This is a genomic window from Natronomonas sp. EA1, assembly GCF_051195035.1.
GTDB lineage: Archaea > Halobacteriota > Halobacteria > Halobacteriales > Haloarculaceae > JBNTJV01.
On sequence record NZ_JBNTJV010000004.1, the window covers coordinates 161,774 to 183,416 of the forward strand.

Genomic DNA, 21,643 nt, shown 5'->3' on the forward strand with positions numbered 1-21,643 from the left:
CTCACGCGGTGTTGGCGTCCGCGCGTTCGGCGAGGCGGATACCCGTCTTCTTCAGGATGCGGGTCGAAAACAGCGTGTCCCAGTCGTCGTCGCCGACGTCCCAGTACTCCTCCATCAGCGCCTTCACCTGCTTTACGCGCTCGTCCGACTCCTCCTTGGAGCGACCGTGGGTCATCGCGAAGAAGTTGTACGGCCAGACGCCCTCGTGGCGCGGGCGCTCGTAGCAGTGGGTGACGAACGGGAGTGCGGCGACGGCCGGGCCCACCTCCTCGAGCAGCTCGTCGGGGACGTTCCAGACCGTCATCCCGTTCTCCGAATACCCCAGCGCGTAGTGGTTCGGGATGACGCCCACTCTCCTGATCTTCCCCTCCGCGGTGAACCGCTTGATGGTCTCGATCACCCAGTCGACGGGCTGGTCGATGGCCGCGGCCACGTCCGCGTAGGGGGTCGGGGTGAGCGGGAGCCCACCCTGGATCTCGAGCACCAGATCGCGCTCCTCGGGGGAGAGGGTCGTCCGGTCCGTGGCCTCGATGGCGGGCCCGAGCGCCGAGAGGTCCACGTCCCCCTCCCCGATGGGTCCGTCGAGGAGGAACTTCGCCTCCACGCGGAACTCCTGCTGTTTGGGGAGGTTGTACGTCGGCTGGCCCGTCGTCTCCTCGATCTCGCGCAGGACGCGCTCCACGTCGTCGGGGTCCGCCACGGAGACAACGAACCACATGTTGAGATGGGGATGCTCGCGCTCGTAGTTGTGCGCCACCTCGCGGAAGGAGTTGACCTGCTCTGCGACCTCGTCGAACCGCTCCGGTGGGGCGTGCATCGCGACGAGGGTCGCGGCCCCGCCGATGGCCTCGGCGTTGACGAGCGCGCCGAACCGGGAGAGGACGCCGGCGTCGTCCATGCGCTTGATGCGCTCTAACAGCTCCACGGCGGTGATGTCGATTCCCCGCTCGCGGAGCGCGGCCGCGGCGGGTTCGAAGGGGTGATCGACGACCGGGAACCCACCTTGAAAGGCGTTGATGATGGCGGTGTCCACCCGGTCGAGCTCGTAATCGACGTCCCCTCTTGGCATATCCAGTACTCGGGTTCGCCTGGGTATAAGGGCCTCGGAGGAGGTCGGATTACAGAGTTTCGAGTCGAAAGCCCACGACTTAAGTCGTGGGATGAAGCCGACAACCGGCGAACCGTTGATTGTGTCGCCGTTCGTCGGTTGTGGTGCCGAGTCCGAGGTAAGGATACGCACGCCACCGTGGCGGTAGATGAAGCCCGCTATCTCGGTCGGGGGCCGTACTGGCACGGCCCACAACCCCACCATCGGTGAGTGGGGAACCTCTCCGTCGTGGGTACGGTCTGTGACCGTGGAACCCCACGACTTCAGTCGTGGGAGGATGTCAGCCTTCGACGCTGACGACGCGGAGGTCGAAGTCCATGGCCTCGACGGCCGCGACGATGCCGTCCTGGTCCGCGTGCGCCTCGTAGTAGAACACCACGTCGTAGCTGCCGTCGCGGAGGAGCTGCTGGCACTCCCAGACGAACTCGTCGCCGTCGATGGTGAGCCCCTGATGCTGGTTCACGCCGAAGCGGTCGTCGTCGTTGCCGGAGTAGACGTAGGTGTCCGTCGGCGCGACGCCCGCGTGTTCGGCGATGATGTCGCCGATCTCGACCGTCGCGGCGTGGAGCTGAGCTTCCGAATCCGTCCCCATGTCGGTGTGGACGATGATGCCGTTGAGCTCGATCTCGCCGGGCTCGAGAAGCGCCTTCGCCCGCTGGTACAGGTCCTCGTCGATGACGTCGCTCATACTCGAGCGGAGGTACAGGGGGGATAAACGGATGGCGATTCACGGAGCGTTCGCTCTCCGTGCGTACCGACGACCGTAGAAACCACCGCCGTCGAAGTTATGACCGATTCCTCAGTGTCTCGGGTGCCTTACAGGCGCTCGAGGTTCTTTGCGCGCGGGCCCTTGTCGGCCTGCACGATCTCGAACTCGACTTCCTGCCCTTCCTCTAAGTCCGGGCCACCGACGTCCTCCATGTGGAAGAACACGTCCTCGTCGGAGTCGTCAGTTTTGATGAAGCCGTAGCCGCCTGTATCGTTGAAGAAATCAACAACGCCTTTCGCCATTGCGTGTGAGTAGATGCCACCACGACGTAAAAAGCCACCGCCCGTTCCTCCCGGGCAGCCACAAAGGTCTTTTCTTCCGGGGGACTGGTCACGGACAGATGCGTCGACGCCTCCGTCGTGTGGCACTGCGGCTCTACGAGCGCCTCTTGGAGCGGGAGCTCTCCGGCGCGCCCGCCCACGTCGCCGTCATCCAGGACGGCAACCGACGGTACGCCGAATCGAAGGGGAGACCCCGCACGGACGGCCACGAGGCGGGCGCGGAGACCACCGAGGCCATGCTCCGGTGGTGTCGCGACCTGGGGGTCGAGGAGCTCACCCTCTACGCCTTCTCCACGGAGAACTTCGACCGGCCCGCCGACGAGCGTGAGGCGCTGTTCGACCTCATCGAGGAGAAGCTCTACGCGTTCGCCGATAGAGACGAAATCCACGACCACGAGGTCCGTATCCGCGCCATCGGCGAGGTGGAACGGCTCCCCGAGCGCGTGCGCGAGGCCGTCGCCTACGCCGAGTCGCGGACACGGGGGTACGACTCGCTGCACCTGAACATCGCGCTCGCGTACGGCGGCCGCGCGGAGCTCCTGAACGTGGCCCGCGAGGCCGCACGGGACGTCCGCGAAGGGGAGCTCGCGCCCGCGGAGATCACCCCGGAGGAGCTCGACGGGCGGCTCACCGAGCAGGCGACCCGCGACGTGGACCTCATCATCCGCACCGGAGGGGACGAGCGCACCTCGAACTTCCTCCCGTGGCACGCCAACGGGAACGAGGCCGCGGTGTTCTTCTGCTCGCCCTACTGGCCCGAGTTCCGTCGCGTCGATTTCCTCCGCGCCATCCGCACCTACGAGTCGAGACAGGCCTCGTGGCGACGCACCCGCGCCGAGCGGGCCCGCGCGCTCGTCGGCACGCTCACGGACGTGGACCTCCCCGAAGCGAGGGCAGTGCTCGGGCGGTTCCGGGAGTCGCTCCCCGAGGACGCCGACGGGGAGTACGAGCCGGCGGACTGAGCGCTTCTGCGGCTACGCTGTCGCCGACCCGTGAGCGACCGCGTTCTTCGGCCTGCTTGCTGTGGTTCGACCGGCGGCTCTCGCCAGGGGCAACACTCGGTTGTACTACCAAGTGGTAACACTTATCTGGTTGCCTCGAAGAACGTGAGAGTATGCCAGAGACGGAGCGGTCAGTCGACGTATCGGCGGTGTGGGATGGGAACTGGCGAGGGTATCTCCCGGAGATGGGACCCTCGTGGGTCGCGGGGGCCATCGCGGCCGGCCCGGCGACGATGGCGAGTCTCGTCACCGCGGGGGCGACCTTCGGCTACGCGCTGCTGTGGGTCGTGGTGCTCTCGGCGGTCCTCGGCGCGACCGCGCAGTACCTCTCGATGCGGCTCGGGCTGCTCACCGAGGCGGGGCTCGTCACCGTCGTCGAGCGACACCTGGGCGAGTCGTGGGCGTGGGTCCTCGTCGTCGACGCCGTGTTAGCCGCCGGGCTCGCACAGCTCGTCATCATGAAGGGCGTCGCGGACATCAGCGCGACCGTCACCGGTATCGACGCCCGGCTCTGGGGCGTCGCCTGGGCCGTCGTGCTCGCCGTCGGGCTGGCCGGGCGAGGCTATCGGTTCCTCGAACGGCTCGCCAAACTCCTCGTCTTCGGCGTGGTCGTCGCTTTCCTCCTCTCGCTGATCGTCGTCCCGATCGACCCGGCCGCCGCCGCGTCGGGGCTCGTCCCCCGGGTCCCCGCGGGCGTCGACGGCGCGCTCGTCGCGGCCGGCATCCTCGGCGGCGCGGTCCACATCACGCTCATCACGATGCACTCCTACACGATGCGCGCCCGGGGGTGGACGACCCGCGAGTACGGCCTCGCGACGTTCGACGTGGGGGCCTCGATGCTCGTCGCCTTCGGGCTCTACAGCCTCGCCATCTTCTTCGTCGCCGCGGGGGTGCTCCACTCGCCGAGCGTCACCGCGAGCGACCTTACGGCGGTGTCGGCTGCACAGGCACTCGGCCCCCTCGTCGGGGCCAACGCGAAGTGGCTCTTCCTGCTCGGGCTGTGGGGCGCCGCCGTCTCCACCCTCGGGGGGAACACCATCGTCCCGCCGTATCTCCTCGCCGACAAACTCGGGTGGGAGACGGACGTCTCCGACACCCGCTACCGGCTGCTGGTCGCCGCCGTCGCCCTGCTCTCCGGAGCGGGCGCCTTCGTCGGCGGTGCGTTCTTCCCATTGCTGGTGCTCGTGTTGGCGTTCGGACTCGTCGGCACTCCCTTCGCCATCGCCATCGTGCTCTATCTCCTCAACGGCGACGCGGTGAGCGAACCCACCTCCCCCCTCGCGAACTTCGGCGGCGGCGTCCTCTTCGTCGTCACGACGGTCCTCGCCGTGAACTTCGTCCGGACCCGGGTCGTCGGCTCCATCGGCGACCCGCTGCCCACGTTCGTTTTGCTGTTCGCCGTGGCGCTCGGACTCGTCACTCTGGGGCTGTTCGGCAAGGGGGTCTACGAGGCCGTGGGGTCCGGGTCGGCGGGGTGAGACGCTCCTGAGGCAGGATTCGGGCTAGCGCCCGAACTTCTGTGTGACTCACGCGGTTCGTCACACAGCGTTTGGCCTAGCGGCCAAACCAATTCCTGACTCGCGGTGCTCGTCAGGCAGGGTTCGGGCTATCGCCCGAACCGACGCTGCCGCTCCTGAAAATCCCGCAACGCCCTGAGATAATCGCGCTTTCTGAAATCCCGCCAGTTCACGTCGGTGAAGTAGAGCTCTGAGTAGACGGACTGCCAGATCATGAAATCCGAGAGGCGTTCGGCCCCCGTTTTGATGACGAGGTCGGGCGCTTCCCGAAAGACGAGACTCTCCTCGACGTGTGACTCGTCGATCTCCTCGGGATCGAGCTCGCCCGCATCCACGCGTTCGGCGATGTCGCGGACGGCGTCGGCGAACTCCGCGCGCCCCCCGAGCCCGATGGCGACGTTGATGGGGGCGTCCGCCGGCTCGCTGTCGTCGGGGCCGCGGACGGCCATCTCGCGGGGGGCGTCGAGGTCCTCCATCGCACGCTGGAGGGTGGGGATCGCACCGGGGTCGAGGACGCTGACGGCGGCCGTGACTCGGTCGGCGCCGTACTCGAACGCCCAGCCGAAGAAGGACTGGAGGGTGTCGTAGGCGCCCGGCTCCAGGAGGTCGCGCTCGGTGATGACGAGGGCGACGTGGGTCGGGAGGCTCGCCTCGGAGAGACGGAGGCGAGCGGCGAGATACCGGTCGTAGAGTGCCACGGCGTGCATCTCGCCTGCAGGGGTGGTAAGCCCGGCGTTTTCCGCACCGGGACGGTTAAGTGCGTCTCGGCGGAACCACCGGGCGTGACTGGGAACGTACGGCGGGCGAGCGTCTTCGCGGTCGTCGGGCTGCTGGCGCTCGTCTCGCCCGCGGTGGTCGGCCGGCTCGCGACGCTGCCGGCGACCGCGGTCGCCAGTCTCCCCTTCGTCGCCGTCGCCGCCGCCGCGCTCTACGGGGTCTCCGAGGGCCGCGTCTTCGAACTGCTCGCGCGCCCCGGCGACTACGAGGACGGCAAGCTCTACGGGCTCGCGGGGTTCGCGCTCGCGGCCGCGGCACTCGCCATCCTCGCCGGCGGGTTCGGCCTCCCGACGAGCGCCTACGTCGGCGCGGTGTTCGTCCTCGGGGGCGGGAACCTCGCCAGCGAGCTCGCGAAGACCCGCTGGACGGACGACGTGGTCGCCACCTCGGCGTTCGCGGTCGGGGGTGCCCTCGCGGGTATCGCGGGACAGGCCGCCGCCCTCACGCTGCTCTCGCAGCCGCTCGCGCTCGCACCGCTCACCTTCCTCGCGACGGTCGGCGCGCTCACCGGCGGGCTCCTCCGGGCCGTCCTCTACGAGCGGGACGACCCGCTCGTGATGATCTCCATCGCGCTCTTGCTCTGGCTGTTCGTCTCGCTGGAGGTCACCCCGAGCCCCACGCGGATGGCCGTCGGGCTCGCCGTCACGGTCCTCTTGGGCTACGTCGCCTACGCCCTCGGGACGGCCTCCGTCGCGGGGATGGTCACCGGGGTGCTGCTGGCGCTGCTCGCCATCGTGCTCGGAGGATACGGCTGGTTCGCCCTCCTCATCACCTTCTTCGGGCTCGGGGGGCTCGCCTCGAAGTTCCGCTACGAGGAGAAGGAGACCCGAGGGATCGCCGAGGCGAACGAGGGGGCTCGCGGGAGCGGGAACGTCCTCGCGAACAGCGCCGTCGCGCTGTTCGCCGTCATCGGCTTCGCCGCCTCGGACCACGTCGGCCTCCCGGGGGCGGTGTTCCGGTTCGCCTTCGCGGGCGCGGTCGCCACCGCCCTCGCGGACACCTTCTCCTCGGAGTTCGGCGGCCTCTACGACAATCCGCGGCTCATCACGACGTTCGAGCGCGTCTCCCCCGGCACGGACGGCGCGGTGACGTGGCAGGGCGAACTCGCCGGGCTCGTCGGCGCGGGGCTCATCGCCGGTATCGCCGCGGTGTTCTTCGCGCTCACGGCCGTCGAGACGGCCGCGGTCCTCGCCGGCGGCTTCGTCGGCATGACCGCCGACAGCCTGCTCGGGGCGACGGTTGAGGGGGACCTCGTGGACAATCAGGGCGTCAACTTCCTCGCCACGCTCGCGGGTGCGCTCGCGTGTGCGGCGGTCGTCCTCCTGTGAGTTCCATGATCCGGCCCGCGACCGACTCGGACCGGCCACGCATCAGAACGCTCCAGCAGCTGCTGCGCTCGCCCGCCCCGGACCTGCTCGAACTCGCGCTGGACGGGGCGGGGACGGTCCTCGTCGCGGAGGACGAGGGGGAGGTCATCGCCTACGCGCTGGCGATGCCCGGCGACGGCGACTCCGAGCCGAGCGTCGTCTACCTCGCGGAGATCGTCGTCGCCCCCGGCGTCCGTCGCGAGGGCCACGGCTCGCGGCTACTCGACGCTCTCTGTGACCGGTTCCCGGCGTACGACCAGCTCCGGCTCACTGCCCGGGCGGACGACGCGGATGCCCTCTCCTTCTACCGGGGCGTGGGGTTCTGGGTGCTCTCGGAGCTGCCGGACCACTACGCGGACGGCGACGGCGTCCTGCTCGGAAAAGAGCTACAGGCTTAGCTGGTCGCGCGTCCGGACGCGGACGCTCGTCGGGCGCTTCACGAACTCGCCTTCGGACGCGGCGACGATCTGCTCGACGCCGCGCTGGGCGGCCACGTCGAGGACGCGCTGGCTGAGCTCCCCGTCGAGGACGACGGCCGCCGGCGTCTCCTCGGCGTCGCGCAGGAGGTCGAACGCCTCCTCGGCGTCGCCCGTCGCGAGGGTCGCGTACTCTTCCGAGAGCAGGCGCACGGTTCCGCTCCCGAAGACGGCCTTCGCGTGGCCGCGGACGGTCTCCGGGTCGCTGGTCCCTTCGCCGGCCTCTTTGCCGGTCTCCTCGCCGGCCTCTTTGCCGGTCTCCTCGCCGACTTCGTCTCCGGGGTCCTGCTCCGCCGCCGCGGAACTCGGCTCCGCGGTCGAGCCGTCGTCCGTCGTCGTGTCGTCGGCCTCCTCCGGCTCCGCGACCGGCTCGACGGCCGGCTCCGCGACGGTCGTTTCGGGCGCCTCCGTGCTCGTGATCGCCTGTGCGGTGCGTTCGGTCTCGGGGGCGGGCGCGGCGCTCCCGTCCGTCGCCGCGACGACCGACTGGGGCGTGTTCGCGTCGGCGACGAGGTCGTACGGCACCTTATCGCGCAGCGCGGCCATCACCTCGTGGCGGTCGAGGTCCTCCACCGAGCGGTCGGGCGGGGCGAAGGCGACGTAGTCGACCTCGCCGACCTGCGCGAGCTCCTTCAGGATGAGGTCGCCCCCTCTATCCCCGTCGAGGAACGCGGTGACGGTGCGCTCGCGGGTGAGTTCGGCGACCGAGTCGGGGACGTTCGTCCCCTCGACGGCGACGGCGTTCTTGATGCCGTACTGGAGCAGCCGCAGGACGTCGGCACGCCCCTCGACGACGATGATGGCGTCGGAGTCCTCGACGCGCGGCCCGGCGGGGAACCCCTCGTAGTCGGTGATGTCCTCGACGCGGATCGATCTCCGGACCTCGTCGATGAGCTCCTGTGAGGAGAGGAACTCCCCGTCGAACGACTCCGAGAGGAGCCGTTTCGCCCGGTCGACGACGGCGCGGCGCTTCGCGGCCCGGACGTCTTCGATCTTCGAGACCTCCAGCGAGGAGCGACAGGGGCCGACCCGGTCGATGGTCTCGAGTGCGGCGGCGAGGATGGCCGTCTCGACCTTGTCGAGCGAGGTGGCGATGGTGACGGTGCCGAACGATTGGCCGTTCTCCGAGTCGATATCGACGTCGATACGCCCCACTTTCGAGGCGTCCTGCAGGTCGCGGAGGTCGAGGTCGTCGCCGAGGAGGCCCTCGGTCTGCCCGAAGATGGCCCCCACGACGTCGCTGCGCTCGACCACCCCGTCGGCAGTGATGTTCGCGTGGATGAGGTATTTTGCGGTGTCGTGCATGAGTGGTGAAAGTGCCCGAATGGGCGGTGATTCGTGATAGCTGCGGCGCGGCCGCAGATCCAATTTAAATAGACACGCTTGGCTCTTTAAAACGTACCGGCCGGACGAGTACCTGCCGACTTCTCAGTCTCTCGAACGGTACGTCGGCGCGCGGCAACGCTTTTGCGCCCCCGAAGCGACGCCCGGCCATGGGAATCGAGGAAGACGACATCGACCCGGCACGCTTTTTCGACGACGTGGAGATGCGCATCGGCACCATCACCTCGGTGGAGCCGTTCCCGGAGGCCCGCAAGGACGTGTACAAACTCCGGGTGGACTTCGGGAGCGAGGAGCGGCAGTCCGCGGCGGGGCTCACGAGATACGACAAGGAGGAGCTCCTGGGACGGCAGGTCGTCGCCGTCGTGAACCTCGGAACGGTGAACATCGCGGGGTTCGAATCGAACTGTCTCGTCACCGGTGTCGACGCGAAAGACGGTGACGGCGTCGTCTTCCTCACCCCCGAGGACGACGCGGAGAACGGCACCCGCGTGTACTGAAGAACTTTTTTCTTCGATACTCCACCTTGTTGAGCGAACAGCAATCTTTAGGTGTGTATGAACAGTAGTGAGTGCAACGATGGTCTCATCGACTGAAAAAATCCTGTGGATCGTGGTGTTGTTCGCCGTGGTCGCACTCGCCGTGCCGTGGTTCCTCTGGCGCTCGGCCGAGGTCGCATACGGATTGCCCGTCTGGCTCTGGTGGCACATCGGCTGGATGGCGCTCGCCAGCATCGTCTTCTACGCCTTCGCGGACCGCGCGTGGGGGATCGGCATCGAGGAGGGGGTCTGAATGCTCGCGGTCCAGCTGGGCATCATCGGTGCCTACCTAGTCGTCGCGCTCGCCATCGGCCTCGTCGCGTATCGGGTCGCCGACCGGGGTGCGGAGGACTACTACCTCGCGGGTCGCACCCTCGGGACGGTCGTGCTGCTCTTTACGACCTTCGCTACCCTGCTGTCGGCGTACACGTTCTTCGGCGGGCCCGACACCGCGTTCGCGCTCGGCCCCGAGTGGATCCTCGTGATGGGCCTGATGGACGGGGTGGTCTTCGCCGTCCTCTGGTACGTCGTCGGCTACAAACAGTGGCTCGTCGGGCGGAAGGAGGGGTACGTCACCCTCGGTGAGATGCTCGGGGACCGCTTCGGCTCGTCGGGGCTCAGAGTGCTCGTCGCCACCGTCTCGGTCTTCTGGCTGTTCCCGTACGTGATGCTCCAGCAGCGCGGCGCGGGGCTCGCCGTCTCGGGGCTCACCGACGGCGCGGTTCCGCTGTGGGTCGGCGCGGGGGGTATCACCCTGTTCATGATCGCCTACGTCGTCATCAGCGGGATGCGCGGCGTCGCGTGGACGGACACGCTGCAGGGCATCTTCATGCTCGGGCTCGTCTGGGCCGCCTTCGCGTGGATCCTCTCCGCAGTTGGCGGTGTCGGCGCGGCCACCAGCGCCCTCGCGGAGGCCGACCCCGAATTCCTCGCGCTCGGCGGCGGCGCCTACTCCATGCAGTTCGTGCTGGGCACCGCCCTCTACATCGCCTTCGGCGTCACGATGTTCCCCCAGATCAACCAGCGCTTCTTCGCCGCGCGGTCGAAAGCCGTCCTGAAGAAGACGTTCTCGCTGTGGCCGATTCTCGTCCTGCTGCTGTTCGTCCCCGCCTTCCTGCTGGGCGCGTGGGCGAAAGGGCTCGGCGTGGTCGTCGCGGAGGGCGAGAGCGTCCTCCCCGTCCTCCTTCGAGAATATACGCCCGCGTGGTTCGCCGCGCTCGTCATCGCCGGCGCGCTCGCCGCGATGATGTCCTCCTCCGACTCGATGCTGCTGTCGGGGTCGTCGTATCTCACCCGCGACATCTACCGCCCGATCCGCGCGATGCGCGGTGCGGTCGGTGAGGGGAGAGAGGCGCTCGTCGCCCGCGTCGGCGTCGCCGTGTTCGCCATCCTCTCCTTCGGCGCGTCGCTCGTCGCGGAGGGCACCCTCGTCACCATCGGCAACACCGCGTTCGGCGGGTTCGCCCAGCTCGCGCTGCCCGTGCTCGTCGCGCTCTATTGGCCCCGCACGACGAAGTGGGGAATGTACGCCGGGGTCGGGATTACCCAAGGATTCTACGTCGCCTCGGTGTTCCTCGCCCAGGTGCCCGGCACGTATCTCGGCTGGCCCGCCGCCGTCGTCGGGATGGTGCTCGGGCTGGTGCTCACCGTGGGTGTCTCGGCCGTGACGACTGCTTCCCCCGACGAGGATACGGCGGTGTACTTCGAGGGAATTCGGGCGGACTGACTACTGACGAACTGAACCCTTTTCCCGCACTCGGTCGAATCCCGGGTATGCAGACCCACATCGTCCCGGTCGGGTTCGATTACGACCGGCTCATCGCCCCCCTGGTCCGGGACCGGCTCACCGTCGATCGGGTGGTCCTCCTCGAAGGCGCGGTGGGGAGCGAGGCGAACGTCGAGTACTCCCGGAATCTGGGTGCGAAACTGGAGAAGGACTTCCAGAACCTGCTGGGAGCCGAGACGGAGCGGTTCACCCTCCCCGACGTCTACGACTACGACGCGGCGTTCGAGCAGGCGTACGACCTCATCAACGCCGAATTAGATTCGGGAAACGAGGTCTGGGTGAACGTCTCCTCGATGCCCCGGCCCGTCTCCTTCGCCTTCGCCACGGCGGCCCACTCCATCGGCGTGGAGCGCGAGGCCGACCGGGAGGCCATCCACACCTACTACACGGCCCCGGAGAAGTACCTGGAGACCGAACTCGCGGAGGAGTTGCGGGCCGGCACGGACCTCATGGCCGACCTCCTCGCGGAGACGGACGACGACCGCGCGCGCGAGTGGCTCGATTCGGCGGAGAGCCTGCTCGCGGAGTTCGACGAGCGCGGGACCACCATCGGCGCGAAGGAGATCGGCGAGGGCCACATCGTCGAACTCCCCGTGGCCTCGTTCTCCAACGTGAAGCCCTTCGAGGAGCTGATTCTCTTCACCCTCGGCGAGCACGGCGTCTTCGAGTCCGTCTCCGAGTTGGCGCAGACGCTCGCCCGCGAACTCGGAGAGGAGTACACCGACGCGTTCCGGTCGAAGGTCATCTACAACGTGGATCGATTAGGACCGGGCGGGAAGGGCTACATCGAGCAGGAGGAACACGGGAAGTCCTACCGGACGCGCCTCTCGCGAATCGGGGAGCTGTGGGTGCGGTCGCATGCAGAGGACGAGGAGTGACCGACCGCGAGGAGTAATCCCTAAACCCTCCGCGCCCGCCCGTGTAGATATGAACGACCGCAGCGGCCCGCTGGCCCTCCCGACCGGGAGCGTCAGCCCCGTCACGTCGGTCGTATCGGTGTTCGTAGGCCCCTCCTAGGGCCCACTTCATTCTCCACTCCGTTCCGAACCGCCTAAGCGACCACCCCAACACCAACACAGCAATGAGCAACCACCAGCGACCAGAGGGGGAGTACGACCCCGATGCAGTCGAACCCAAGTGGCAGGACCACTGGGTCGATGAGGAAACGTACGCCTACCAGGGCGAGAACCCCGACACCGCCTTCAGCATCGACACCCCACCGCCGACGGTCTCGGGCGACCTGCACATGGGCCACCTCTATGGATTTACGCTGCAGGACCTCGTCGCCCGGTTCCGCCGGATGCGTGAGGGGGACGTCTTCTTCCCCTTCGGGTACGACGACAACGGCATCGCCAGCGAACGCCTGACGGAGTCCGAACTCGGTGTGCGGCATCAGGACTACAGCCGCCGGGAGTTCCAGGAGCTCTGCCGTGAGGTCTGTGCCGAGTACGAGGCGCAGTTCACGGAGAACGTCCAGTCGCTCGCCATCTCCGTCGACTGGAACCACACCTACAAGACGATCGAACCCCGCGTCCAGCGGCTCTCACAGCTCTCGTTCATCGACCTCTACGAGCAGGGTCGGGAGTACCGCCAGCGCGGCCCGGCCATCTGGTGTCCGGAGTGTGAGACGGCCATCTCGCAGGTCGAGACGGAGGACGCCGAGCGCGACTCGCACTTCAACGACATCACGTTCGAGTTGGTGGACCACCCGGAGCGCGAGGACGTGACCATCGCCACCACGCGTCCCGAACTCCTCCCCGCCTGCGTCGCGATGTTCGTCCACCCGGACGACGAGCGTACGGACGACCTGCCGGGCTCCACCGCGAAGGTCCCCCTCTTCGGCCACGAGGTCCCGGTCTACGAGGACGAGCGCGTGGACATGGAGAAGGGAACTGGTGTCGTCATGTGCTGTACCTTCGGTGACCAGACGGACATCGAGTGGTACCAGGCCCACGACCTTCCACTCCGCGTGGCCATCGACGAATCGGGGACGATGACCGAGGAGGCCGGTGAGTACGCGGGACTCTCGACGGAGGAGGCCCGCGCGGCAATCATCGAGGACCTCGACGCCGAGGGCCACCTCGTCGAACAGCGCCCCATCGAGCACGTCGTGCAGGTCCACGAGCGGTGTGAGACGGACATCGAGTTCCGCGTCACCGACCAGTGGTTCGTGAAAGTGCTCGACAAGCGCGAGGAGTACCTGGAGGCGGGCCGCGAGATGGACTGGTACCCCGAGAAGATGTTCACCCGGTACAAACACTGGGTGGAGGGGCTCGAATGGGACTGGTGTATCTCCCGGCAGCGCGACTCGGGGATCCCGTTCCCGGTCTGGTACTGCGAAGCGTGTAACGAGCCGATTCTCGCCCGGAAGGAGGACCTGCCGGTCGACCCGCTCTCGGACGACCCGCCGGTCGACGCCTGCCCCGAGTGTGGTCACGACGCGTTCGAGGCCGAGGAGGACGTCTTCGACACCTGGGCCACCTCCAGCCTCACCCCGCTCATCAACGCCGGCTGGGACTGGGACGGCGACGGGTTCTCCTTCGAGCATCCCGAGCTCTACCAGTTCGACCTCCGGCCGCAGGGCCACGACATCATCTCCTTCTGGCTCTTTCATACCGTCATCAAGTGCTACGAGCACACCGGCGAGGTGCCGTTCGACTCCGTGATGATCAACGGCCACGTCCTCGACGAAAATCGAAAGAAGATGTCCAAGTCGAAGGGGAACGTCGTCGCGCCCGCCGAAGTCCTCGAAGACTTCCCCGTGGACGCCGCGCGCTACTGGGCCGCCGGCGCCGCCGTGGGCGACGACTTCCCGTTCAAGGAGAACGACCTCGTCACCGGCGAGAAGCTGCTCCAGAAGCTCTGGAACGCCTCCAAGCTGGTGTTCTCGCTCGCCGAGGACGCCGACGACCCCGACGAACTCGACCCCATCGACGAGTGGCTGCTCGCCGAGTTGGACGACGTGGTCGCGGACGTGACGGAGCACTTCGAGGCCTACGAGTTCCTCAAAGCGCGCGACCGGCTCCGGTCGTTCTTCTGGCACACGTTCTGTGATGACTACCTCGAGATCGCCAAGCAGCTGGAGACGGACTCCTCCGCCTACGCGCTCGCGCAGGCCCACGAGACGTTCCTGAAGCTGTTCGCCCCGTTCCTCCCGCACATCACGGAGGAGCTGTGGGAGATGCGCCACGAGGGGAGCGTCCACCTCCAGGACTGGCCCGAGCCGCAGGGGTACGACGCCGACCGGGAGGCGGGTGAGACCGCCCTGGAGATCATCGGCGCGCTCCGCGGCTACAAGACCGACAACGGGCTGGCGATGAACGCCCCGCTCTCGAAAGTCTCTATCTACGGCCCCGTCGCGGGGTTCGAGGAGGCCATCGCCGGGGCGATGCATGTCGACGAGGTGGAGACGCTCGAGGAGCCGCCCGAGACGACCACCGAAATCACCGACATCTCGCTGGATTACGCCACCGTCGGCCCGCAGTTCGGCTCGAAGGTCGGCGAGATCGACGCCGCGCTCGATGCGGGTGAGTACGACATCGAGGACGGCGAGCTCCACGTCGCGGGCGAGGTCCTCGGCGCAGAGCTGTTCGAGGTGACCGAGGAGCGGACCTACACGGGCGACGGGGAGCTCCGGCAGACGGAGCGCGCCGTGCTCATCATCGAGTAGGCCCGCTCAGTCCCGAAGACCGTCGGGTTGATGTCATTCGGGTTTGATGAGAAACTATGGACGGCGATTCGACCACCGACCGGCTACAGACTGCGGGCATCACCGCGTGGCGCGCGGGCGTCCTCGGAATCGCGGCGGTCTTCGTCCTCGTTCTTTATTTAGGAATGGCGTATCTCGTCTCCCGCGGCCAGGTCTCCGATGGGCCACTCATTCTCTTTACTGGCGTCATCCTCGGCTACGTTCTTCGGTCCGTCCGCGGGCTGGTGTAGCCCGCGTTCTCGAACGCTCGTCGAACCCCACGTCGCGGGCGAAGTCCTCGGCGAAGAGCTGTTCGAGGTGACCGAGGAACGCACCTACTCGGGGGAGGGCGAGCTTCGGGGGACGGAGGGTGCCGTGTTGATTATCGAGTAGCGACGATATCCAACGTCGCACCCGTATGTTTATAAATATTTGAGCATCAGCAACAGGAGATCACAATAGCTTTTCGTTATCTTATAATCGACAAACCGCAGGTATCTCTCCGTCGTGCCACTCAATCTCCAACTCCGAATCGAGTTTCTCTGCATTTGCAGACGTTATTGTGATACTTTTTTGGTTCCAATCTATTTCTTTGAAAGTCTCTTTCGAGAGCGAATGTTCATACCTAACATTTGGCTCCATAGCTGGTTTCCTGGATGGTGTTTCAACCCGAACTGGGTTTGAAAACAGCTGACCCTTCTCTTCTACTTCTTCCTTTGATAAATTTGAACCAAACCGTATCTGCGTGTGCGTATTCGGTCCTACCGTCTCTGTAGTCACTGTGAACAGTGGGAGTCTCACCCGTTCATGTCGATTTATATCAATTCGCCTGCTTGGCTCACTATCCATCCATTCTGGAACTATTTCAATTTTATAACGTTCTGTAACATCGACTTCAACATCTTCGAATCCATCTTCGGTCATGAATGGTTCTTTTATCGATGTATCGTGGGTTCCTTCAAACAGGATTTGCGGCTTACAGTTCATCGCTACAGAACGACCGTGATTCTCAATTTGAACATTGAAATCTGCTGTCGCGGCCGGTTCGTCAGCTGGTGACGAGGCCCGTTTATTGACATTCGCAGCAAATTTTAGTTTCGGTCGTTTAAATCGTTGAACAAGAATTGTTCCCGTCGTTGTTGCCAAAATTCCACCAACTGCTCCCGAGATTATTGACGCGATTACTGTACCAAAAGTTTCCATTCACTCTGTATAATATTTGCCAGTATTATTAAATATCCCCTCGCAGGGGTGTGAATATCAACAAAACAGCTATCCCAACTCCTGACTAAATCATCTGCCAGTTCCGTTTGTTATTACTCCTCGCCGAGGCCCCACTTCCGCTGTTCGGTGGGGCGTTCGGAGAGCGCCAGCACGTCGAGCGGTTCGTCCTTCGTCTCGATGGCCTCCAGCGCGGCGCGGGCGGACGGCACCGTCGAGAAGTAGGTGATCTCCTCCTCGACGGCGACCTCGAGCAGGTCACGGTTGCGCGAGCAGATGAGGTCGATGTCGCCGGAGCGGACCGCACCGATGAGGTCGTCGAACTCGTCGGGGGTCTTCACGTCGAAGTGGCGGTGGAGTCCCGCCTCGATGTCGGAGAGGTCCTCGTTGCGCTCCGAGAGCCCGCGGAGGGTCTCGAGGTCCATGACGGCCGTCCCCTCGGTGGGGATGGCCTTTCCGGTCGCGGACTGGGCCTTGAGGTAGGCCTTCCCGAAGGAGCGGGCCGTCCCCATGACCTCACCCGTGGACTTCATCTCCGGGCCGAGCCGCGGGTCCGAGCCGGGGAGGCGGTCGAACGGGAGGACGACCTCCTTCACGCTGATGTGCTCGGGCACCTGCTCGTCCGCGTGGAGCGACTCCAGCGAGGCCCCGGCCATCACCTTCGCCGCGAGCTTCGCGATGGGGACGCCGGTCGCCTTCGAGACGAACGGGACGGTGCGCGAGGAGCGCGGGTTCGCCTCGAGCACGTACACCTCGCCGTCCTTCACGGCGAGCTGGACGTTCAGCAGCCCCACCGTATCCAGCGCGCGGGCGATGTCGAGGGTGACCTCACGCACCCGTTCGAGGGTCTCCTTCGAGAGCGAGCGCGGCGGGATGAGACACGCCGAGTCGCCGGAGTGGACACCCGCGCTCTCGACGTGCTCCATGATGCCGCCGATGAGGACGTCCTCGCCATCGGAGACGGCGTCCACGTCCAGCTCCACCGCGTCCGCGAGGAACTGGTCCACGAGGATGGGCTTGTCGGGGGAGACCCGGACGGCCTCCTCGATGTACGTCTCCAGCTCCTTGTCGGAGTGGACCACGTCCATCGCGCGGCCGCCGAGCACGTACGAGGGACGCACGAGCACCGGGTAGCCGAGTTCGCGGGCGAGTGCGAGGGCTTCCTGCTTCGACGTTGCCGTGCCGCCCTCCGGCTGCGAGATGCCCATCTCGTCCATGAGGACGTTGAAGCGGTCGCGGTCCTCCGCGAGGTCCATCGCCTCGACGGAGGTGCCCATGATCTCACAGTCGAGTCCGCGGCGCGCGAGCTCGTCCTCGAGCGGTTCGCCGATGTTCACCGACGTTTGGCCACCGAACTGGACCATCACGCCGTCCGCACCGGTCTCCTCGACCACGTCCGCGACCTCCTCGGCCGTGATGGGCTCGAAGAACAGCCCGTCTGAGGTGTCGTAGTCGGTGGAGACGGTCTCCGGGTTGTTGTTCACGACGTGGGCCTCGATACCCGACTCGCGGAGCGCGCGGACGGCGTGGACCGCACAGTAGTCGAACTCCACGCCCTGCCCGATGCGGATGGGGCCGCCGCCGACCACCACGACCGACTCCTTCTCGCGGTCGACCTGTACCTCGTTGCGGGAGATATCCGAGAAGCGCTCGCGGGCGGAGTAGTAGTACGGCGTCGTCGCCTCGAACTCGCCGGCGCAGGTGTCCACCTGCTTGAACCGCCGGGGGACGGAGTCCTCCTCGATGGTCTCGACGGGCTCGTCGGCGATCTCCGCGACGTCGCTGTTCGTGTATCCCAACTCGGTGGCGCCGGTGAAATCGCCCTCGCTCGCGGCTGCCGCGGCGTCCGCGATGCGCTTGAACCGCTCGACGTACCACTCCTTGATGCCGGTGAGGTCGATGATCTCCTCGACCGAGTAGCCGCGGTGGAACGCCTCGAAGATGGCGTACGGACGGTCCGGGGTCGGAGCCTCGAGATAGCTCGCCTCCAACTCCTCGTCGTCCACGTCGGCCCAGTCGACGGCGGGGTCGTACTCCGAGGAGCGCAACGCCTTCAGCATCGACTCCTCGAAGGTGCGGCCGATGGCCATCGCCTCGCCGGTGGACTTCATCGCCGTCCCGAGCGTGAAGTCCACGTCGCCGAACTTGTCCTTCGGCCAGCGCGGCACCTTCGTCACGACGTAGTCGATGGCCGGCTCGAAGGCGGCGGTGGTCTCGCCCGTGATCTCGTTGGTGATCTCGTGGAGGCGCTTGCCGAGTGCCACCTTCGCGGTGACGCGGGCGATGGGGTAGCCCGTCGCCTTCGAGGCCAGCGCGGAGGAGCGCGAGACGCGCGGGTTCACCTCCACCACCCGATATTCCCCACCCGGCGTGCCATCGTCGCGCCAGGCGTGCTGGATGTTACACCCACCCTGGATGCCGAGCTCGCGGATGACCTTCAGCGCGGAGTCGCGCATCGCCTGGTGCCCCTCGTCGGGGATGACCTGCGAGGGCGTGACGACCGTGGACTCGCCCGTGTGGATCCCCATCGGGTCGATGTTCTCCATGTTGCAGATGATGATACACGAGTCGTCGGCGTCGCGCATCACCTCGTACTCCAGCTCGACCCACCCGGAGATGGACTCCGTGATGAGCACCTCGGAGTTCCGCGAGAGGCGAAGCCCCTTGCGGACGCGCTCGACGAGCTCGTCCATCTCCTCCACGACCCCCGACCCGCTCCCCCCGAGGGTGTAGGTCGTCCGGGAGATGACGGGGAGCCCCCCGACCTCCTCGACGGCGTCCTCGACTTTCCGTCTAAACGACTCCTCGTCGAAGTCCGTCACGGACTCCCCCTCGTCGAGCGAGATGGTGGTGGAGGCCGGGACGGGCTCGTTGATCTTCTCCATCCGCTGGCGGAACAGGTCGCGGTCCTCCGTGGCGTAGATGGTGTCCAGCGGCGTGCCCATGATCTCCACGTCGAACTCGTCTAAGACGCCCTCCTCCGCGAGCTCCGCGGTGACGTTCAGCCCGGTCTGGCCCCCCAGCCCGGCGATGACGCCGTCCGGGCGCTCCTTCTCGATGATCTCCGAGATGGCGTCGACGGTGATGGGCTCGACGTACACCTTGTCGGCCATCTCCGGGTCGGTCATGATCGTCGCGGGGTTCGAGTTGACGAGGACCACTCGGGCCCCCTCCTCCTGCAGTGCCCGGCACGCCTGCGCGCCGGAGTAGTCGAACTCGGCGGCCTGCCCGATCTGGATCGGGCCGGAGCCGATGAGCAGAATGGTGCGGTTCTCGGGGTTGGTCCGAGCCGTCGGCGAGGTTGCCTCGTCGCTCATTACAACGGGCTGGTTCGCACATCGTAATAAGTTCGGCGAAAGATTACGAGATGCGAAACGAGATTTCGAATATCGAATCCGGCAGCGTTTGCGAGACGTGTGATACACTCACGTGCGCCCGCGGACGACTACGACCGGAGGGCAGCAGCCGGGATGCGGCCGCTCGGGCGCATCCGCTACTCGAACAGTCGCTGTAGAAACGCGCCGTCGTGGCTGGGCCCGTCTCAGTTCCGGTCGCCGAGGCGATAGCGATACGGCTGGTCCTGGATGACCTCCACGTCGCCGCTCTCGGCCCGCCGGCCGAGGACGGTCGCGACGCGGTGGGCGCTGTCGAACTCCTCACCGTGCTCCTCGAGAACGGTGAGGATCTCGCGCGCCGTCAGCGGTTCGTCCAGCTCCGCCTCGGAGAGGACTGCGCGGATCCGCTCGAACTCACCCCGGCGTAAGCGCATGTGCATACACACCACCCCGAACATCATAATCACCCGTCAGACAGCCGTCGGACGGCGTTTCGGCCGAAATCACCGGACGACGTTCGGATGGGGGTGTCAGACAGCAACAGGGAGTCGGGAGACGGGCGTGTCTCCCGGGGCGCGGTGCGGCTCAGACGGGCGTGGAGTACTCGTCGTCGAAGTCGCGTTTCGCGCGGTACTCCTCGACGAAGGCGTCGATGTCGAACTCCAGCATCTGCTCCTCGAACTGACCCATCGCGCCGTCGTCGCTCGCGTGGCTGATGGCGTGTTCCATGAGCTCGACGATGAGTTCGACCGCGATGGCGTGGAGCCGGCGGGTATCGAAATCCGTCAGCCAGAGCATCGAGTAGCCGACGTGGCCGTTCTCGCTCACGTCCTTCGAGACGACCTGCTCCGGGAACTCCTCTAAGACGATGCCCATCAGATGCGGCATCGAGAACTCCCCGAAGTCGTCCGCGGTGTCGACGGTCTCACGGAGGACCTCGACGAGGAACTCCGGGACGAACCGGGAGAGGGGATGCACGTCGGTGACGACGGCGTGGCTCGCCCCGCAGTCGCACTCGTACGTTCGCATCCCGAGGTCGATGTCGTGGACGTGGACCGACTCGCCACAGGGGAGCTCCAGCCGGCCATCGTCCGTGCCCGGCACGCGCGGCTCTACCATTGGCGGTCCTTGTGAGCGCGAACGTAAAACGTCGTCTGATTCGGGCTCAGGGCTCCGGCAGGTCGTCGGCCCCGAGCGGCTGGTTCCAGTAGTCCTCCTCGTCCTCGTCGTCCTCGTCGGTTTCCTCCGCCGGCTCCTCGGGCGCCACGGGCGCGTCGCGCAGCGCGACGTACGCCCGGGCGACGACGCCAGACGAGAGGAGCAGGACCGGCGCCCGCACCACGGCCGCCACGAGGAGGCCGGTCTCCTGTGTGGGGAGGAAGCTCCCCACGACCTGCGGGACCAGGTACAGAGAGAGCAGCAGGGCGACCACGCCGAGCACCGAGAGCCGGTGGCCCTCCGTCAGCCGATAGGAGCCGCGCAGGGCGGCGAAGACGTTCTCGTCCTCGATGGCGACGCGGGCGTGGGCGAACAGGAAGACGATGGCGAAGAAGATCCCCGGAATCACGAAGGCGACCAGCCCGGCGACGACGAGCCCCCTGACCATGATGCCGACGAGGAACCCGGAGGAGGTCGCGCCGATGACCCGGCGGCGCGCCGCGTCGCCGAGCGACTCGCCGGCGTACACCCGGAGGGTGACGACGGTGAGGTACTCCGAGACGAGCGCGAGCGCGAACGCCCCGAGTACGGCGACGGAGTAGCCCACGGGGAGCGCCAGTGGGATCGGGCGCAGCTCCTCCGGCGGGACCGGGAGGGTGGCCGGGTCCCCGCCCGCGGCGAGGAACTGCGTGAGGGAGGCGTCGAGGAGGGTCTGGCGGGCCACCGCGGTCGCGAGGCTGACGAGCAGAAATCCCACCAGCAGGGGGAGGACCTGTCGGTCACGCAGCCGCGAGCCGGCCTCGCGGAGGACGGTGGTCGTATCCATCTACGGCCAGTCGTCGCGCTCCTCGGCGGCTCGTTCCTTCGCCGCAGCCTCGGGGTCGCCGAGCTCCCACTCCGCCGCTTCGGCGGCCTGCTCGACGGGGAGGAACTCCCAGCCCACTTCCTGTGCTACCGCTTCATCGGCCTCGCCCGTCCCGATGAAGACGTGGCGGTCGGTGTCGAACTGCCGTTTCACGTTCTCCAGCGACTCCGCTTTTCCGCGGGGGCCGGAGAAGAAGTCCTGCCGGATGCGGTTCTTGCGCGTGAAGTTCGTCACGACGTAGGTGGGCTTGTCGCTCACCACGCCGACGTACTTGCTCCACGAGCGGGCGTCCGTGAACACCTCACCCGGCCGTGCGAGCCGCTTCAATGCCTCCAACTCGAAAGCCAGCGTCATATCGCTGGAGCCGCCGCCGTTCATGTACAGAAAAGAAACGCCGTGAGAGAAAATCCTTTG

Annotated in this window: 21 protein-coding genes; 10 read left to right on the top strand and 11 right to left on the bottom strand. The window is 66.6% G+C overall.

All coding sequences use genetic code 11. The features are described 5' to 3' along the window. Position 1: 1 nt before the first annotated feature. The 3 genes from ahbB to ACQUQR_RS14290 form a co-directional block, all read right to left on the bottom strand. Entirely contained in the window at positions 2 to 1,069 is a 1,068-nt protein-coding gene (gene ahbB, locus ACQUQR_RS14280; RefSeq protein WP_435197177.1) for a siroheme decarboxylase subunit beta, read from the bottom strand. Between the two features lie 319 nt (positions 1,070 to 1,388). Next, on the bottom strand, positions 1,389 to 1,796 hold the full coding sequence (locus ACQUQR_RS14285; RefSeq protein ID WP_435197178.1) for a DUF5778 family protein: 408 nt from the start codon (positions 1,794 to 1,796) through the stop codon (positions 1,389 to 1,391). A gap of 128 nt (positions 1,797 to 1,924) precedes the next feature. Beyond that, positions 1,925 to 2,119 (bottom strand): cold-shock protein, encoded by a 195-nt coding sequence (locus tag ACQUQR_RS14290; protein ID WP_435197179.1) that lies wholly within the window; start codon positions 2,117 to 2,119, stop codon positions 1,925 to 1,927. A gap of 98 nt (positions 2,120 to 2,217) precedes the next feature. On the opposite strand from ACQUQR_RS14290, the gene uppS reads away from it, so the two are divergent. Together uppS and ACQUQR_RS14300 are read left to right on the top strand one after the other, a co-directional pair. Further along, positions 2,218 to 3,120, top strand: a complete 903-nt coding sequence (gene uppS / locus ACQUQR_RS14295; protein ID WP_435197180.1) for a polyprenyl diphosphate synthase — start codon at positions 2,218 to 2,220, stop codon at positions 3,118 to 3,120. Positions 3,121 to 3,272: 152 nt separating this feature from the next. Further along, positions 3,273 to 4,637: an NRAMP family divalent metal transporter gene (locus tag ACQUQR_RS14300; RefSeq protein WP_435197181.1), complete on the top strand. Its 1,365-nt coding sequence runs from the start codon at positions 3,273 to 3,275 to the stop codon at positions 4,635 to 4,637. A gap of 128 nt (positions 4,638 to 4,765) precedes the next feature. On the opposite strand, the gene ACQUQR_RS14305 is transcribed toward ACQUQR_RS14300, so the two are convergent. Further along, positions 4,766 to 5,374 (bottom strand): undecaprenyl diphosphate synthase family protein, encoded by a 609-nt coding sequence (locus tag ACQUQR_RS14305; protein WP_435197182.1) that lies wholly within the window; start codon positions 5,372 to 5,374, stop codon positions 4,766 to 4,768. 84 nt (positions 5,375 to 5,458) lie between these two features. On the opposite strand from ACQUQR_RS14305, the gene ACQUQR_RS14310 reads away from it, so the two are divergent. Then, on the top strand, positions 5,459 to 6,781 hold the full coding sequence (locus tag ACQUQR_RS14310) for a DUF92 domain-containing protein (protein ID WP_435197183.1): 1,323 nt from the start codon (positions 5,459 to 5,461) through the stop codon (positions 6,779 to 6,781). Positions 6,782 to 6,786: 5 nt separating this feature from the next. Continuing rightward, positions 6,787 to 7,218 (top strand): GNAT family N-acetyltransferase, encoded by a 432-nt coding sequence (locus ACQUQR_RS14315; protein WP_435197295.1) that lies wholly within the window; start codon positions 6,787 to 6,789, stop codon positions 7,216 to 7,218. On the opposite strand, the gene dnaG is transcribed toward ACQUQR_RS14315, so the two are convergent. Further along, positions 7,207 to 8,601 (bottom strand): DNA primase DnaG, encoded by a 1,395-nt coding sequence (gene dnaG / locus ACQUQR_RS14320; protein ID WP_435197184.1) that lies wholly within the window; start codon positions 8,599 to 8,601, stop codon positions 7,207 to 7,209. The two genes, ACQUQR_RS14315 and dnaG, sit on opposite strands and share 12 nt — an antisense overlap. 188 nt (positions 8,602 to 8,789) lie before the next feature. Between dnaG and ACQUQR_RS14325 the strand changes: the two genes are divergently transcribed. The 6 genes from ACQUQR_RS14325 to ACQUQR_RS14350 all read left to right on the top strand — a co-directional run bounded on the left by ACQUQR_RS14325 (position 8,790) and on the right by ACQUQR_RS14350 (position 14,901). Then, positions 8,790 to 9,137, top strand: a complete 348-nt coding sequence (locus ACQUQR_RS14325) for a tRNA-binding protein (RefSeq protein WP_435197185.1) — start codon at positions 8,790 to 8,792, stop codon at positions 9,135 to 9,137. Positions 9,138 to 9,216: 79 nt separating this feature from the next. Then, positions 9,217 to 9,429, top strand: coding sequence for a DUF3311 domain-containing protein (locus tag ACQUQR_RS14330; RefSeq protein ID WP_435197186.1), 213 nt, complete (start codon positions 9,217 to 9,219; stop codon positions 9,427 to 9,429). Beyond that, positions 9,430 to 10,902 (top strand): sodium:solute symporter family protein, encoded by a 1,473-nt coding sequence (locus ACQUQR_RS14335; RefSeq protein ID WP_435197187.1) that lies wholly within the window; start codon positions 9,430 to 9,432, stop codon positions 10,900 to 10,902. Positions 10,903 to 10,949: 47 nt separating this feature from the next. Beyond that, positions 10,950 to 11,840, top strand: coding sequence for an HFX_2341 family transcriptional regulator (locus ACQUQR_RS14340; protein WP_435197188.1), 891 nt, complete (start codon positions 10,950 to 10,952; stop codon positions 11,838 to 11,840). A 203-nt stretch (positions 11,841 to 12,043) separates the two neighbouring features. Continuing rightward, entirely contained in the window at positions 12,044 to 14,632 is a 2,589-nt protein-coding gene (locus ACQUQR_RS14345; RefSeq protein WP_435197189.1) for a valine--tRNA ligase, read from the top strand. Between the two features lie 56 nt (positions 14,633 to 14,688). Next, positions 14,689 to 14,901, top strand: a complete 213-nt coding sequence (locus ACQUQR_RS14350) for a hypothetical protein (protein ID WP_435197190.1) — start codon at positions 14,689 to 14,691, stop codon at positions 14,899 to 14,901. A gap of 223 nt (positions 14,902 to 15,124) precedes the next feature. Here ACQUQR_RS14350 and ACQUQR_RS14355 read toward each other — a convergent pair whose 3' ends face one another. The 6 genes from ACQUQR_RS14355 to ACQUQR_RS14380 all read right to left on the bottom strand — a co-directional run bounded on the left by ACQUQR_RS14355 (position 15,125) and on the right by ACQUQR_RS14380 (position 21,583). Further along, positions 15,125 to 15,637: a hypothetical protein gene (locus tag ACQUQR_RS14355; RefSeq protein WP_435197192.1), complete on the bottom strand. Its 513-nt coding sequence runs from the start codon at positions 15,635 to 15,637 to the stop codon at positions 15,125 to 15,127. A 329-nt stretch (positions 15,638 to 15,966) separates the two neighbouring features. Next, entirely contained in the window at positions 15,967 to 19,188 is a 3,222-nt protein-coding gene (gene carB, locus ACQUQR_RS14360) for a carbamoyl-phosphate synthase large subunit (RefSeq protein WP_435197193.1), read from the bottom strand. 224 nt (positions 19,189 to 19,412) lie between these two features. Further along, on the bottom strand, positions 19,413 to 19,640 hold the full coding sequence (locus ACQUQR_RS14365; protein WP_435197194.1) for a hypothetical protein: 228 nt from the start codon (positions 19,638 to 19,640) through the stop codon (positions 19,413 to 19,415). A 151-nt stretch (positions 19,641 to 19,791) separates the two neighbouring features. Next, a complete protein-coding gene (locus ACQUQR_RS14370; RefSeq protein ID WP_435197195.1) occupies positions 19,792 to 20,325 on the bottom strand; it encodes a DUF5815 family protein in 534 nt (177 codons plus the stop codon). Between the two features lie 46 nt (positions 20,326 to 20,371). Beyond that, a complete protein-coding gene (locus ACQUQR_RS14375; protein ID WP_435197196.1) occupies positions 20,372 to 21,190 on the bottom strand; it encodes a hypothetical protein in 819 nt (272 codons plus the stop codon). Beyond that, positions 21,191 to 21,583, bottom strand: coding sequence for a DUF7124 domain-containing protein (locus tag ACQUQR_RS14380; RefSeq protein WP_435197296.1), 393 nt, complete (start codon positions 21,581 to 21,583; stop codon positions 21,191 to 21,193). Positions 21,584 to 21,643: the final 60 nt, after the last annotated feature.

Bases quoted from the DNA above. Each gene is read 5' to 3' on its own strand.
- ahbB (WP_435197177.1), bottom strand. From the start codon at position 1,069: ATGCCAAGAGGGGACGTCGATTACGAGCTCGACCGGGTGGACACCGCC.
- ACQUQR_RS14285 (WP_435197178.1), bottom strand. From the start codon at position 1,796: ATGAGCGACGTCATCGACGAGGACCTGTACCAGCGGGCGAAGGCGCTT.
- ACQUQR_RS14290 (WP_435197179.1), bottom strand. From the start codon at position 2,119: ATGGCGAAAGGCGTTGTTGATTTCTTCAACGATACAGGCGGCTACGGC.
- uppS (WP_435197180.1), top strand. From the start codon at position 2,218: ATGCGTCGACGCCTCCGTCGTGTGGCACTGCGGCTCTACGAGCGCCTC.
- ACQUQR_RS14300 (WP_435197181.1), top strand. From the start codon at position 3,273: ATGCCAGAGACGGAGCGGTCAGTCGACGTATCGGCGGTGTGGGATGGG.
- ACQUQR_RS14315 (WP_435197295.1), top strand. From the start codon at position 6,787: ATGATCCGGCCCGCGACCGACTCGGACCGGCCACGCATCAGAACGCTC.
- dnaG (WP_435197184.1), bottom strand. From the start codon at position 8,601: ATGCACGACACCGCAAAATACCTCATCCACGCGAACATCACTGCCGAC.
- ACQUQR_RS14325 (WP_435197185.1), top strand. From the start codon at position 8,790: ATGGGAATCGAGGAAGACGACATCGACCCGGCACGCTTTTTCGACGAC.
- ACQUQR_RS14330 (WP_435197186.1), top strand. From the start codon at position 9,217: ATGGTCTCATCGACTGAAAAAATCCTGTGGATCGTGGTGTTGTTCGCC.
- ACQUQR_RS14335 (WP_435197187.1), top strand. From the start codon at position 9,430: ATGCTCGCGGTCCAGCTGGGCATCATCGGTGCCTACCTAGTCGTCGCG.
- ACQUQR_RS14340 (WP_435197188.1), top strand. From the start codon at position 10,950: ATGCAGACCCACATCGTCCCGGTCGGGTTCGATTACGACCGGCTCATC.
- ACQUQR_RS14345 (WP_435197189.1), top strand. From the start codon at position 12,044: ATGAGCAACCACCAGCGACCAGAGGGGGAGTACGACCCCGATGCAGTC.
- ACQUQR_RS14350 (WP_435197190.1), top strand. From the start codon at position 14,689: ATGGACGGCGATTCGACCACCGACCGGCTACAGACTGCGGGCATCACC.
- ACQUQR_RS14355 (WP_435197192.1), bottom strand. From the start codon at position 15,637: ATGAACTGTAAGCCGCAAATCCTGTTTGAAGGAACCCACGATACATCG.
- carB (WP_435197193.1), bottom strand. From the start codon at position 19,188: ATGAGCGACGAGGCAACCTCGCCGACGGCTCGGACCAACCCCGAGAAC.
- ACQUQR_RS14365 (WP_435197194.1), bottom strand. From the start codon at position 19,640: ATGCGCTTACGCCGGGGTGAGTTCGAGCGGATCCGCGCAGTCCTCTCC.
- ACQUQR_RS14370 (WP_435197195.1), bottom strand. From the start codon at position 20,325: ATGGTAGAGCCGCGCGTGCCGGGCACGGACGATGGCCGGCTGGAGCTC.
- ACQUQR_RS14375 (WP_435197196.1), bottom strand. From the start codon at position 21,190: ATGGATACGACCACCGTCCTCCGCGAGGCCGGCTCGCGGCTGCGTGAC.
- ACQUQR_RS14380 (WP_435197296.1), bottom strand. From the start codon at position 21,583: ATGACGCTGGCTTTCGAGTTGGAGGCATTGAAGCGGCTCGCACGGCCG.